12 protein-coding genes are annotated in these 13,551 nt (G+C 56.6%); 3 read left to right on the forward strand and 9 right to left on the reverse strand.

The genetic code is table 11. The features are described 5' to 3' along the window. Together J5224_RS17400 and J5224_RS17405 are read left to right on the forward strand one after the other, a co-directional pair. Positions 1 to 1,368: response regulator (locus J5224_RS17400; RefSeq protein WP_264626574.1), on the forward strand; the 1,368-nt coding region annotated here is incomplete at its 5' end. A 30-nt stretch (positions 1,369 to 1,398) separates the two neighbouring features. After that, entirely contained in the window at positions 1,399 to 2,034 is a 636-nt protein-coding gene (locus J5224_RS17405) for a two component system response regulator (RefSeq protein ID WP_264626575.1), read from the forward strand. Positions 2,035 to 2,068: 34 nt separating this feature from the next. On the opposite strand, the gene J5224_RS17410 is transcribed toward J5224_RS17405, so the two are convergent. The 7 genes from J5224_RS17410 to J5224_RS17440 form a co-directional block, all read right to left on the reverse strand. Beyond that, positions 2,069 to 3,151 (reverse strand): iron-containing alcohol dehydrogenase family protein, encoded by a 1,083-nt coding sequence (locus tag J5224_RS17410; RefSeq protein WP_264626576.1) that lies wholly within the window; start codon positions 3,149 to 3,151, stop codon positions 2,069 to 2,071. Between the two features lie 40 nt (positions 3,152 to 3,191). Then, a complete protein-coding gene (gene hisC, locus J5224_RS17415) occupies positions 3,192 to 4,304 on the reverse strand; it encodes a histidinol-phosphate transaminase (protein WP_264626601.1) in 1,113 nt (370 codons plus the stop codon). A gap of 23 nt (positions 4,305 to 4,327) precedes the next feature. Next, positions 4,328 to 6,016: a urocanate hydratase gene (gene hutU / locus J5224_RS17420; RefSeq protein ID WP_264626577.1), complete on the reverse strand. Its 1,689-nt coding sequence runs from the start codon at positions 6,014 to 6,016 to the stop codon at positions 4,328 to 4,330. 45 nt (positions 6,017 to 6,061) lie between these two features. Further along, positions 6,062 to 7,606 carry a histidine ammonia-lyase gene (gene hutH, locus J5224_RS17425; RefSeq protein WP_264626578.1) on the reverse strand — a complete coding sequence of 515 codons (1,545 nt, stop codon included), beginning with the start codon at positions 7,604 to 7,606 and terminating at the stop codon, positions 6,062 to 6,064. 83 nt (positions 7,607 to 7,689) lie between these two features. Next, the gene (locus J5224_RS17430) at positions 7,690 to 8,475 is read right to left on the reverse strand and encodes an ABC transporter ATP-binding protein (RefSeq protein WP_195313757.1); all 786 of its coding nucleotides are present in this window, start codon (positions 8,473 to 8,475) and stop codon (positions 7,690 to 7,692) included. Further along, on the reverse strand, positions 8,475 to 9,248 hold the full coding sequence (locus tag J5224_RS17435; protein WP_195313864.1) for an ABC transporter permease: 774 nt from the start codon (positions 9,246 to 9,248) through the stop codon (positions 8,475 to 8,477). The genes J5224_RS17430 and J5224_RS17435 overlap by 1 nt, the downstream gene beginning before the upstream one ends. 97 nt (positions 9,249 to 9,345) lie before the next feature. Next, positions 9,346 to 10,287 carry an ABC transporter substrate-binding protein gene (locus tag J5224_RS17440; protein ID WP_413544693.1) on the reverse strand — a complete coding sequence of 314 codons (942 nt, stop codon included), beginning with the start codon at positions 10,285 to 10,287 and terminating at the stop codon, positions 9,346 to 9,348. A gap of 402 nt (positions 10,288 to 10,689) precedes the next feature. Here J5224_RS17440 and hutC point away from each other — a divergent pair, with 402 nt between their 5' ends. Next, positions 10,690 to 11,445 carry a histidine utilization repressor gene (gene hutC, locus J5224_RS17445; protein WP_413544692.1) on the forward strand — a complete coding sequence of 252 codons (756 nt, stop codon included), beginning with the start codon at positions 10,690 to 10,692 and terminating at the stop codon, positions 11,443 to 11,445. 6 nt (positions 11,446 to 11,451) lie between these two features. On the opposite strand, the gene J5224_RS17450 is transcribed toward hutC, so the two are convergent. Next, the gene (locus J5224_RS17450; protein WP_264626580.1) at positions 11,452 to 12,030 is read right to left on the reverse strand and encodes a HutD family protein; all 579 of its coding nucleotides are present in this window, start codon (positions 12,028 to 12,030) and stop codon (positions 11,452 to 11,454) included. Further along, a complete protein-coding gene (locus J5224_RS17455; RefSeq protein ID WP_264626581.1) occupies positions 12,030 to 13,409 on the reverse strand; it encodes a formimidoylglutamate deiminase in 1,380 nt (459 codons plus the stop codon). Before J5224_RS17455 ends, J5224_RS17450 begins: the two co-directional genes overlap by 1 nt. Positions 13,410 to 13,551 lie beyond the last annotated feature (142 nt).

Here is a 13,551-nt window from a genome sequence, read left to right on the forward strand (position 1 = left end):
GTTGAGCAGACAGCGCTGCTTCCGCTGATCGATCGCGCGATGTACACCATTCAGGGACCGGGAAAAAGCAAAGGATTAGTACTGCGCACCACTGTCAGCGGTGATGTGCCCTTGCTTATCGATATGGATGCGACTCGCGTGCGGCAAATTCTGGTCAATCTGTTGGGGAATGCGGTCAAATTTACGGATAACGGAGGAATAACGCTCAGCGTCACGCGCAACGACAACACGCTGATATTTGCCGTCTGTGACAGCGGCAAAGGCATTGCCTCTGCCGACCACGATGCGGTATTCACCCCTTTCTTTCAGAGCCAGGGGAACATTCAGGGGACTGGGCTTGGGCTGACGATTGCCTCGAATCTAGCTCGAATGATGGGGGGCTGGCTGGATCTCAACAGTTCGTTAGGGCTCGGCACCTGCATCTCTTTTATGATGCCACTCGGTAAACACATCACACCCACGCCATTAAACGGCAATATCACTGCGCCAGTGGAGCTGCATCGGCAACTGAGCGAATGGGGACTGACATGCGATGCCGCAACGCATGACAATGCCCTGTGCGCCGATGAACTTGGCTTTTTGCCGGGTAAACTCTATACGTTAGCCGCTCAGATAACATCAGGCATCACCGACACCGATAAAGCGGTGATCCCGGTTCAACCTTGGCGCTTGCATATCCTGCTCGTGGACGATGCGACGATAAACCGTGACATCATTGGTGCCATGCTGACACTGCTCGGGCAAAACGTCACTACCGCCTGTAACGGCCGAGAAGCGCTGGCGTGTGGGCGACAACAACGTTTTGATCTGGTGTTGATGGATGTCTACATGCCGGAAATGGATGGCCTGACCTGCACCCGGCAGTGGCGTCAGGACAGCAATAATCAGGATCCTGAATGCGCCATTATTGCCTTGTCAGCCAACACTGCATCGGAAGAAATTATCCGTTGCAAGCAAGCCGGTATGCACCACTATCTGACCAAGCCCGTCACGCTGGCGCATTTGGCCGATAGCATCAGCATCGCCGCTGAATATCAACTTCAGCGAGCCATCGATCTGCAAGAGCAAGATAGCCTGACGGACAAAGCCGTCATCAATATCACTCACCGCACTATGCGACGAAAAGTCCGTCGTTCACTGCGCGAATTGCTATCAAGCATTGAACAAAATTCAAGCGATCAGAAAAAAACTATCACGCTGTTGCATACCCTAAAAGGATGCATCGGGCAGGCTGGTCTCGGTCCATTGCTGTGCGATGTGATCGATATGGAGAACCGCGTTAAACGTGGGCTGCCATTATCCAAAGCGGAAATTGCAGAACTGCGTCTTACGCTGGATGTCGCTTTACGTTTGAAATGCTCATCGTAAAGGGCAACGTTTTGTTGAGAGGAATGGAATATGAACGATCATAAAATTTTGCTGGTGGACGATCATGAATTGATCATAAACGGCATTATCAATTTGCTGGTGCCCTATCCGCGCTTTCGTATCGTTGCGCACACTGAAAATGGCCTTGAGGTCTATAACACCTGCCGTCTGCATGAACCTGATGTTGTGATCCTCGACCTGGGATTGCCGGGTATCAATGGGCTAGATCTTATCCCACAGCTCTGTTCGCGCTGGCCTAAAATGGCGATCCTCGCTTACACCGCACATAACGAGGAGTTTATGGCAATACGCACCCTGTCAGCGGGTGCCATGGGATATGTATTGAAAAACAGTAGTCAAAAAACATTATTGGCTGCAATACAGACCATGGCCGTGCGAAAAAGGTATATCGATCCGGCTCTCAACCGAGATGCCATCAACTCCGCCCTGAACACGGAACGGGACAGTCCGGAGTTGCTGACACCGCGTGAACGGCAAATACTGAGACTTATCGCCAACAGCTACACCAACCGCCTTATCGGTGAACAACTGTGCATCAGCGTTAAAACAGTCGAAACGCATCGACTGAACATTATGAAAAAGCTCAATGTACATAAAGTGACAGAGTTGCTGAATTGCTCGAGGCGCTTAGGGCTAACTGATTGAGTTTTTTATACCAGGCCACATTTTATAGCGCCTGCTAACAGGCGCTGATAGCCAGACGTTCTACGCGGCGGATAGCCTCGCGTAACGTCTCACGGGTAACGACATGGGGCATATTGCTCATATCCGGAGCCGTCACGGCCGCATTCAATATGGCAATCTGATCCTCAGCAGTCAGGGTGGGTGCGATCGCAGCCAACGATGTCGGAATGGCGCACGCCTTCGCCAACGCAATGGCTTCAAGTAACTCCTCATCACTACGCCCTTCCTGCGCCAGTAAACAGAGATTGCCAAACCCCACCAGCAGACCATGCCCATAAGCACGCGTTTTATCGCACACGGTAAAGCCTTCGTAGAGGGCATGGGCTGCTGCCGCATGGGCACCATTGCTCATCAATGAGGTCAATCCGGCAAACAAAAAGATGGCATCAAGCACGTGATCCAACGCCGGTGTTGCCTGCCGTTGCCGGACGGCTTCACAGGCGGCGGCACCAAACCGGGCAATTTGTTGATAGCAGAGCTGGCTGTTTGCCATGGAGGACGCACCAAAACCGGTGACATCCTTATTACCGCTAATCGCTCGTAGTTCATACCATTTTGCCAGCGTATCGCCCAGCCCCGCCGCTAACCAGCGCAGCGGTGCGTTAGCCAGAATATCGGAATCAATAATCACCGCAGCCGGAGCGACTGGCAGATGATACAGATCGCGAAAATGACCATCGTCATGGTAGCGAATCGTCAGCGGTGTCACCGCGGCACAGGTTGCCGCAATGGTCGGCAAGGTGATAACCGGACGGGAGGTTTCCAGCCCGACGGCTTTACCGGTATCCAATGCTTTCCCGCCACCCACAGCGATAATCACATCGGCAGCCTGAGAGCGTACCTCTTGTGCCAGACGTAAAATCTGTGTTTCGCTGCACTCACCACCGTACCAGATATCGGCACATTTGCTCACACCAAATGCTGCCAGCTGCGTATCAATCAAGGCTGACACAGCCTCCAGCGCATGTTTGCCCCCCAAAACCAAAACACGTTTACCCAGCGCTGAAGCGATGGTACCTAACTGGTTAATCGCGCCTGCGCCGCGTACCACGCGCGCGGGAAAATAGACCTGTTGCATGTCTTCTCCGTAAGTATTCCGTCAATGGGCCGAAGCGGGATCACTGCGCACATTGGCGCAACGCCGCAATACACTGTTGGTTGGCGGCTTCAGACCCCACCGAGATCCGCAACCATTGGGTATATCCGGCTTCCAGCCAGGGCTTCACAATCACCCCGAAATGCAATAAACGCTCAGCCAATGCAGCGCTATCTTGTGCGACATTCACAAACAGGAAATTAGCCTGTGATGGGGCCACAAACCACCCCATGGCATGCAGTTGATCTCTGAGCCAAGCCCGCTGCTGCGTGACATGGGTGACACTGCGTGCCACGTGCGCCACATCCAACAATGCCGCTTGTGCTGCCGCCTGTGCCATGCGGTTGATATTGAACGGCGTGCGCACGCGATCGAGCAGTTCCACGATCTCAGCATGACATGCCAAGCCATACCCCACACGCAACCCAGCCAGACCGTATGCCTTGGAAAAGGTGCGCAACACAATCCACGGTCGCGCCTGCTGACGCAATACGCAGAGGCTATCGGGATAATCAGGGTGCGCGGCGCAGTATTCATAATACGCTTCGTCGATCACCAACACGCAGTCCGGCGGTGTCATGGCAATCAGACGCTCGAATCCCTCACGCCCCAGCATGCAGCCCACCGGGTTGGAAGGGTTACTGAACACTACCATTTTGGCCGGTTGTGCCAGCGCCAGCGCCCAGGCATCCAGGTCGTACTCCATCTGCGCATTCACCGGTACCAGCGTCACCTCCGCCCCTAACATTTTGGGATACAGGTGATGCAGACCAAAAGAGGGCACCAGCGTGACAACCCGATCGCCCGGATTGAGAAAAGCCAGACACAGCATTTCCAACAGGTTTTCCGAGCCGTTGCCCATTACCACCTGCTCTGGCGTTATCTCAGTGCGCGCGGCAATCACCGCGCGCAATTGAAGACTTGCCGGATCGGGATAACAGGCCGTGCGCGTCACCTCAGCCCGCAGCGCTGCATCGGCCAGCGGACTCATGCCCAGAGGATTTTCATTGCTGGCAAGGCGGGCAATATCCGTCACAGCAAAACGCTGGCGCACCGCATCATCAGACAAGCCTGAGTTATAGCGCCCCAGTTGACGGGCTTCGCGCCGCGCCAGCCGTTCAATCGTTTCTTTCATGATGACCTCAGCGGCGCGCTCCGTTAACCCTTCACCATCGGCAAATTCAACCCATGCTGTGCGGCGCACGCGATAGCGCTCTCATACCCCGCATCCGCATGGCGCATTACACCCGTAGCCGGATCGTTCCACAGCACGCGCGCCAAACGCTCATCGGCCTGTTCACTGCCGTCACACACGATCACCGTGCCCGCATGCTGAGAGAAGCCCATGCCCACACCGCCGCCGTGATGCAGGCTGACCCAGGTTGCACCACCCGCTGTGTTTAACAACGCATTGAGCAGCGGCCAGTCGGAAACCGCATCCGAGCCATCGCGCATCGCTTCGGTTTCCCGATTCGGTGAGGCAACCGATCCGCAGTCCAGATGATCGCGACCAATCACAATCGGCGCTTTCAACTCGCCATTGCGCACCATCTCATTAAACGCCAGCCCTGCCAGATGGCGCTCGCCCAATCCTAACCAGCAAATGCGAGCGGGTAACCCTTGGAAAGCAATGCGCTCTTGTGCCATATCCAGCCAGCGGAGTAACGACGTGTTCTCAGGAAACAGTTCTTTGAGCTTGGCATCGGTACGCGCGATATCCTCCGGGTCACCGGACAGCGCCACCCAGCGGAACGGGCCTTTGCCCTGACAGAACAACGGGCGAATATAAGCAGGCACAAAACCGGGGAAATCGAACGCGTTAGCCACGCCTTCTTCCAGTGCCATCTGGCGGATATTGTTACCGTAATCCACCGTCGGGATACCCATATGATGAAATTCCAGCATCGCCTGAACATGCACAGCCATCGAGGCTTTGGCCGCCTTCTCTACCGCTTTCGGATCGCGAGTGCGCATTTCTGCCCAGTGCGCCACGTCCCACCCTTGCGGCAGATAACCGTTAATCGGATCGTGCGCCGAGGTTTGATCGGTCACAATATCCGGGCGCATACCACCGGCCTTGGCACGTTTCACTAACTCTGGCACCACGTCCGCCGCGTTACCCAGCAGACCCACAGAAATGGCGCGTCCCGCTTTGCACGCTTCATCGATCATTGCCAGCGCTTCATCCAGATCGGTGGCCTTGTAATCGAGATAACGTGTGCGCAGGCGAAAATCAATACGTGACTCCTGGCACTCAATCGCCAGCACGCTGGCACCGGCCAGCACGCCGGCCAACGGCTGTGCGCCACCCATACCGCCCAAACCAGCAGTCAGGATCCACCGTCCGCGCAAATCGCCGTTGTAGTGCTGCTGCCCTGCTTCAGCAAAGGTTTCGTAGGTTCCTTGCACAATGCCCTGCGCACCGATGTAGATCCATGAACCCGCCGTCATCTGGCCGTACATCATCAGCCCGTCGCGGTCCAGCTTATTGAAGTGATCCCAGTTGGCCCAGTGCGGCACCAGATTCGAGTTGGCGATCAGCACGCGCGGCGCATTTTCATGGGTACGGAAAACCCCCACCGGTTTGCCAGACTGCACCAACAGCGTTTCATCCCCTTTGAGGGCACGCAAAGAAGCGAGTATCGCGTCAAAACAGGCCCAGTTGCGTGCCGCCTTGCCAATCCCGCCGTATACCACCAGATCTTCGGGCCGTTCAGCGACGTCCGGGTCCAGGTTATTCTGGATCATGCGGTATGCCGCTTCGATCAGCCAGTTTTCGCAATGCAGTTCACTGCCGTGGGGTGCTCTCACTTCACGCGCACCCGACTGTTCCACAGATGAGGTCATAATGCTGTTCCTTTAATATTCGGTTAATGTCCGTAGCCTGTCGGGTTATTGCGCATAAGTGGGCAGCAACGCAGCCACTTGTTCCGGCCAATCGGCCTGGCTTGCCCAACGACACATGGCGGCGATATCCGGTGCCAGATAGCGGTCTTTATCGAGGAAAGGCACCGCCTGACGAATGCGCGTTAACTCTTGTTCCAGCAAGGTGGAACTGCGTAACGGGCGGTGGAATTCGATACCCTGTGCCGCCGCCATTGCTTCGATCCCCACCACGGCTGCTGTGTTGTCACACATTGCGCCTAAACGACGGGCCGCATAAGTAGCCATGGAGACGTGGTCTTCCTGATTGGCAGAGGTAGGCAGGCTGTCAACGCTGCCGGGATGCGCCAGCGATTTGTTTTCCGACGCCAAGGCGGCGGCGGTCACCTGGGCTATCATGAAGCCAGAGTTCACGCCGCCATCGGCCACCAGAAAAGGTGGCAGTGCCGACAGGCCGGTATCGAGCAGCAGCGCCAAACGGCGTTCAGAAATTGCGCCAATTTCCGCGACAGCAAGGGCAATAATGTCAGCGGCAAATGCCACTGGTTCAGCATGGAAGTTACCGCCAGAAATCACATCACCGTTGTCGGTAAAGACCAGCGGGTTGTCAGACGCCGCATTGGCTTCAATTTGCAGAATGCGCGCCGCATGCGTCAGGTTATCCAGACAGGCCCCCATCACTTGCGGAATACAGCGGATGGAATAGGGATCTTGTACCCGGCCACAGTGCATGTGCGAATCCATAATGCCGCTGCCGTTGAGCAGCGCATCCATCGCCGCCGCCACCGCAATCTGACCGAGCTGGCCGCGCGCTTTGTGAATACGCGCATCGAACGGTTTGGCCGAACCGCGAATGGCCTCCAGCGAAAGCGCACCGGCAACCAGACCCGCCCCCAGCACTTGCTCTGCACCAAACAGGCCGCGCAGGGCAAGCGAGGTGGAAACCTGCGTACCGTTAAGCAGCGCCAAGCCTTCTTTTGGCCCCAACACCAGCGGCTCGACGCCAGCCAGCGCCAGCCCTTCTCGTGCTGGCAGCAAAGCACCATTGATTTTGACCTGCCCTTCCCCCAGCAGCATCAGTGACATATGGGCCAACGGTGCCAAATCGCCCGACGCCCCTACCGATCCTTTTTCCGGCACGCACGGCATGACGCCCGCATTGAACAGCGCCAGCAAGGTTTCAATCACCAGACGGCGCACGCCGGAATGGCCGCGTGCCAGACTCACCACTTTGGTCGCCATCACCAAACGCAGCACGTTATCAGGCAGCAATTCACCGACACCGACGCTGTGCGACAGCACCAGATTGCGTTGCAACTCCGCCAGACGCTCGGCAGGAATGGAGGTGCTGACCAGCTTGCCAAACCCGGTATTGATGCCGTAGACCACCCGATTCTGCCGCACGATATCCGCCACCTGCTGGCACGCGGCATCCACGTCAGCCCAGGCTTCTTCGGCGAGCGTCAGCGTGACGCCACCGTGATAAATCGCCCGCAGCGTCGCCAGATCGACGGCACCGGGAGTGAGGCAAATCGACGGGGGTGTTGTCGTCATAATCTATTCCTGTATATACAAGTTGAGCTGTAGTAAAAACGCCATAGGCGTTTTTATGTCTTGTTCTGTGCCGGTGTGCCTGACTAATGCGCCAGTGCCTGAAGCGTTTCGGCGCGTATTTCTTCGGTCACCCTGGCTTTGAGCGCCATAAACTCCGGCGAGGTTTTCAGGGTGTAATCACGATGCCCTTCAAAGGCAACCGCCACTTCGGTTTTGATGCGTCCCGGGCGAGCACTAAAAATCGCTACCCGGTTACCCATAAAGATAGCTTCATCAATATCGTGCGTGACAAACATCACCGTCTTTCGTGACGCTTCCCACACCGAAAGTAAAAGTTCCTGCATCATGACGCGCGTCTGGTTATCCAGCGCGCCAAAAGGTTCATCCATCAGCAGCACTTTGGGATCGTTTGCCAGTGCGCGCGCAATCGCGGTGCGTTGCTGCATACCGCCAGAAAGCTGGCGCGGATAGTGATGCTCAAAGCCTTTCAGACCAACCTGATGAATGTAGTAGTCGCAGCGCTCCTGCTGCTGCGCCTTGCTGATGCCACGCTCCTGCAAGCCGAAGCAGATGTTCTGCGCTACCGTCAACCAGGGGAACAGCGTATAGCTTTGAAACACCATACCGCGATCCGCCCCCGGTCCTTCCACCAGTGCACCATCGAGCCACACTTCACCGCTGGTCGGCGAGTCCAACCCGGCAATGATGCGCAACAAGGTGGATTTACCGCACCCGGACGGCCCAAGAATGGTGATGAAGTCGTTTTCCTGCACCTGATAATCGACGGGCAACAGCGCCTGCGTCTGTTCGCCGCGCGGGCCGGTAAAGATGCGCTCGACCTGGCGTACCGCTAATTTGCTGTAGGACATTACAGTAAGCTCCATGAAAACAGACGTCGGTTCATCGCCTTGAACAGAAAATCTGACAGCAGACCAATCACCCCGATGACGATAATGCCGAAGATGATCTGTCCGGTATTCAGGAGTGCCTGACTGTCGACAATCATGTGACCAATACCGCTCGACGAGCCAATCAGCTCAGCAACAATCACGTAAGTCCACGCCCACCCGAGCACCAACCGTAACAGTTCGGCAATTTCCGGTGCCGCGCCGGGGATCAGCACGCGACGCACCACGCTGCCGTTGCTGCATCCCAACGTGTAGGCCGCTTCCACCAGATCGCGACGCGCCGCCCCTACCGCTACCGCCACCATCAACACGATTTGAAAGAAGGAGCCAATAAAGATCACCAGAATCTTCTGCATTTCACCGATGCCCGCCCACAGGATCAGCAGCGGAATAAACGCGGATGCCGGTAAGTAGCGGCAAAACGACACAAAGGGTTCGAAAAACGCCTCGCACAGTTTGTACGCGCCCATCAGAATGCCGAGAGGAACACCGATGATCGCGGCCAGCAGGAACCCCGCCAGCACGCGCATCACCGTCATGGCGATATCCTCAGAGAAGTTATACTGGGTGAAGAGGATCGCCCCTTCACGCAGCATGGTCAGCGGATCGGCCAAAAAGGTCGGTGATACCGAACCGCTGAACGTCACCATTCCCCACAGGGCAAAAAACAGGACAAAAAAGGCTACCCCAAGTGCCACGCGCAACCGCACGGCAACAGGCCGCAACGGCACCATCAACGGATTGTGCCAGCGCGGTGCAGCGTCAGGTAACGCCGCAGGCGGCAAAAGCAGTTTGTCAGTCGCGCGAGAATCACTCATCATGCCAATATCCTTATTTCACGTAGCTGGCGTCATACAGGGTGCTGATATCCGGGATCTTGCGAATCACGCCCATTTCCAGCAGCAGTTTGGCCGCTTCGTTGCTAAAGGTTTCGATCTCACCGCTAAAGAATTTGCGGTTCTGCTCTCTGTCCTGCCAGCGCAGATAGTTGGCTGATTTAGCAAAATCCGCCCCGCTTGATTTCACCGCAGCCCCCATGATCTCGTAGGATTTTTCCGGCTCGGCCTTGATCATCTCCAGCGCATCAAAATAGCTTTCCACCAATGCTTTGGCGGCCTGCGGATTTTTCGCGAGGAAATCCGGCGTACAGCCAAGCGTATCCATTACCATCGGGTAATCGAGCGTGGTGGCAATGATCTTGCCGCTTTCAGGTTTGTCGCGCACGCTAGAGAGATAGGGTTCATAGGTCATGGCGGCATCATTTTGCCCGGCGAGCAGCGCTTGCGCCGCTGCCTGTGGTGAGAGCGTTGCCGTCTTCACGTCTTTGAGCGTCATGCCGTTTTTATCCAGGATCCACGCCAGCGCAAAGTAGGGGGACGTTCCCGGTGCATCGACACCAATGGTTTTCCCTTTCAATGATTTGATATCACCGATCGGGCCACGTACCGCCAGACCGTCAGCGCCGTAGGATTTGTCCAACTGCACAATTTGTTTAATCGGCACGCCGTTGGCGTTCCAGGCGACATAGGTTTCTACCGTGGTAGCGGCACATTGAATCGCGCCAGAGGCCACGGCCAGATGGCGATCTTTTTGTGGGATCATTTTGATCGACACATCCAGCCCGTGCTTCTTGAAGATGCCGGCTTTATCGGCCAGCGTCAGCGGCGCAAAGCCGGTCCAGCCAGAAATACCGATCGCTACCGGCGTATCTGCCGCCTGCGCCACGCCTGCCGATACCATGCAAAGCGCCATCAGGGTCGCTTTCCAGCCCATGTTACCTCGTGCTTTGTTCATTCGTTCCGCTCCTGTGAGAGAAGTCATTACCCATGCGGCAAACTGTGCCAACGTTATTGTCTGTACCCTAAATGGGTATAAACTTGTATAGACAACCTAAGCAAGCAGTGTGCCAATGCCACAGAAACAGCGTTTAGCCCTTTATTGACGGGAATAGTGTAAAAGTCCCCTGCGGAAAAACAGGTTCCAGAATAGTGCATTGCTCCCGTTTGGCGCACCATGATGACTCGCCATTAACGAGGCAGCGCACAAAGCACGCTGCCTGACCTGAACAATCGGCGGTCAGCAGCACGGTGCCGTTTTTTCTCCATTGTCTATACATATACATACGCGCATAAAATTCGCTACACTGCACAAAAGCGTAGGGTCAAGGAGAACACCGTGGTGACACAGCAGCGCGCATCGCAACTTGCAGGCGCCATGAGCGATATACCCGCCCCCATCTATCAACGGGTCAAGCAGGCAATTATCAGCCAGATTCGCACCGGTGCCTGGCAACCGCACCAGCGTATTCCGTCAGAGAGCGAGTTGGTCAACGAACTCGGCGTTAGCCGTATGACGATTAACCGCGCGCTGCGCGAACTGACCAGTGAAGGCTTTTTGCTACGTATGCAAGGGGTTGGTACCTTTGTCGCGGAGATCAAGGCCTACGCGGCTATGCTGGAAGTGCGCAATATCGCCGAAGAGATTGCCGAACGTGGACATCGCCACAGCAGCCGCGTGCTAGCGCTACAAAGTCTGAAAGCGGAAGGAGAACTGGCAGAGCAGTTTGATATCTCGCCGGGGCAAACGCTGTTCCACTCGCAGATCGTCCATTACGAAAACGATCTTCCGGTCCAGTTGGAAGATCGCTACGTCAATCCCGTGGAAGCGCCGGACTATCTGCAACAGGATTTCACCCGCCGCACGCCTTACACCTATCTCAGTCAGGTGGCTCCTCTCACCGCCGGTGAACACATCGTGGAAGCCTTTATTCCAGACGACCACCAGCGTCAGGTATTGGCACTCGATCCGCAGGAGCCGTGCTTGATGATCCGCCGTCGCACCTGGCACGACGCGCGCATTGTTACTGTCGCTCGCCTGATCTATCCCGGTTCACGCTATCGCTTGTTGGGCCGTTTCAAGACCCACGGCTGATGGCTGTCAGCGCTTGCTCTCGCGGCGAAATACCGCGGTGTAGAGCAGCCAGGCATCTTCGGTCAGTGGCGTGAGGTCGCGTTGGGGTTGTTGGCTTGTCCACCACACGCCTTGTCCCGCCTGACAGGTTTCCTCACCAATGCGCCAGCGGCCGTCCATCACATAGAGCACGCCCGCGTCCTGCGCGCCCAGTTGCATCGCGTCACGCACAGCCATCACGATGGCATAATGGCTGTCGCGCCGTGTCATGATATTAAAATCCCGGTTGGCCGCATCCCCGCCATCCGTCACGATCGGCGTGGCGGAAAGCGGCGTTTCACCGGCAAAAAACAGCGGCTCGCCGCGCCGCAAACGGTGCGAAAACGCCGGAAAGACCAGAGAAACACCGGAGCCTTCCAGCAGGGTAATAATGCGGTCAACGCCCGGAAAAGCAGAAAAGTCACCGGCCTGCGCAATGGTGGCAATGCTGGCACGCCAGGCAAAGCCGTCCCCCTCCACCGCAGGGGCGCTGATGATTTCCCGTGTTTCTCCACCGCCGTTGCGCCAACGGCTGACCGGTAAGGTATTCACATCAAAAAAGGGCATCAGAGGCTCCCCAACGCATCCATAACCAAGGCAAACTGGCGATCAGATTCATCATCCAGCGCATGCTGCCCCTGACAAATCACCCGTTTCCCGGCAACCCACACATCGCGGATCTGCTGGCGCTCACCGGCAAACAGCCAGCGATTGAGCAGCGCGCGGTCCGGCAGACCGTGTAACCAGGCGTTGTCCTCCAGCACCAGCCAATCAGCGCGATACCCCGGGGCCAGTGCGCCGATGGCAACCCCACAGGCTGCCGCGCCGCCTGCCAGCGCCTGCCGATAAAGCACATCACCGACCGCAGGTTGATCAGACGTCACTACGCGGTTGCGCCGTCTGTCACGCAAGCGTTGCGCATATTCCAACCAGCGCAACTCTTCCAGCAGGTTCAATGAGACATGGCTGTCTGAACCAATGCCCCAACGACCGCCCAGTGCAACATATTGGTCCAGCGAAAAGATGCCATCGCCAAGGTTGGCTTCCGTGGTCGGACACAAGCCCGCAACGGCTCCGCTGGCCGCTACGCGCTGTAGCTCGCGTTCATCCAGATGTGTGGCATGAATCAACGTCCAGCGTTCATCCACCGCGAAGCGATCGTACAGCCAGTTGACGGGCCGTTCGCCGCTCCATGCCACGCAGTCCTCCACCTCTTTTACCTGCTCGGCAATGTGAATGTGCACCGGCAACGTTGTCGGCATGGCTGCCAGTACGTCGTTGATTTGCCCCTCGCTGACGGCTCGCAGCGAGTGAAAGCAAATCCCAGCCGTGTGCAACGGCTTATCCCGTAACAGCGTTGCCAGCCGCTGCTGCTGCGCCAGATAGTGTTCGGTCTGCTGGATGAAACGCCGTTGCACCGGCAGCGCGGGCTGGGCGCCAAAACCGGCGTAGCTGTAGAGCACCGGCAGCAGCGTTTGGCCGATACCCGCGCGCTCTGCCGCCGTCATCAGTTGCAGCAACATGTCATCCTGTGCGTAAGGCTGTCCTGCCGGATCGTGATGCAGGTAGTGAAACTCAGCAACCTGGGTATAGCCCCCTTTCAACATCTCGATATAGAGCCGACTGGCGATAGCTCCGACCTGCTCCGGCGTCAGGTGGCCCACCAAGCGGTACATCAGATCGCGCCAGGTCCAGAAACTGTCTTGCGGATCGCCCGCCACTTCTGCCAGCCCGGCCATCGCGCGCTGAAAAGCATGCGAATGCAGATTCGCCATCGCGGGCAGCACGATACCCGACAGTAACTGAATACCCGGCAAAGACTGCGTTTCTTCTGGCGTGGCGTTTTGCTCGACGTCAGTAATCACGCCCTCAGCGGAAACGGCAATGCGGACATCCCGCGCCCATCCCTGCGGTAACAGAGCGCGCGGAGCGAAGAAGCTCGGCATGGTTGATCCTTTACGGTTGTGGTTTGCGTTGTCTTTCTGGTTGTCTATACCTATACATACACCAGCTTAATCCAGTGCGACCATAGTGAATTATTATGGTCACAATAAGAAAAAGCTATCCTGCGCCTCTTGTCGTCCCAGC

Source organism: Candidatus Symbiopectobacterium sp. NZEC135, from assembly GCF_025962695.1.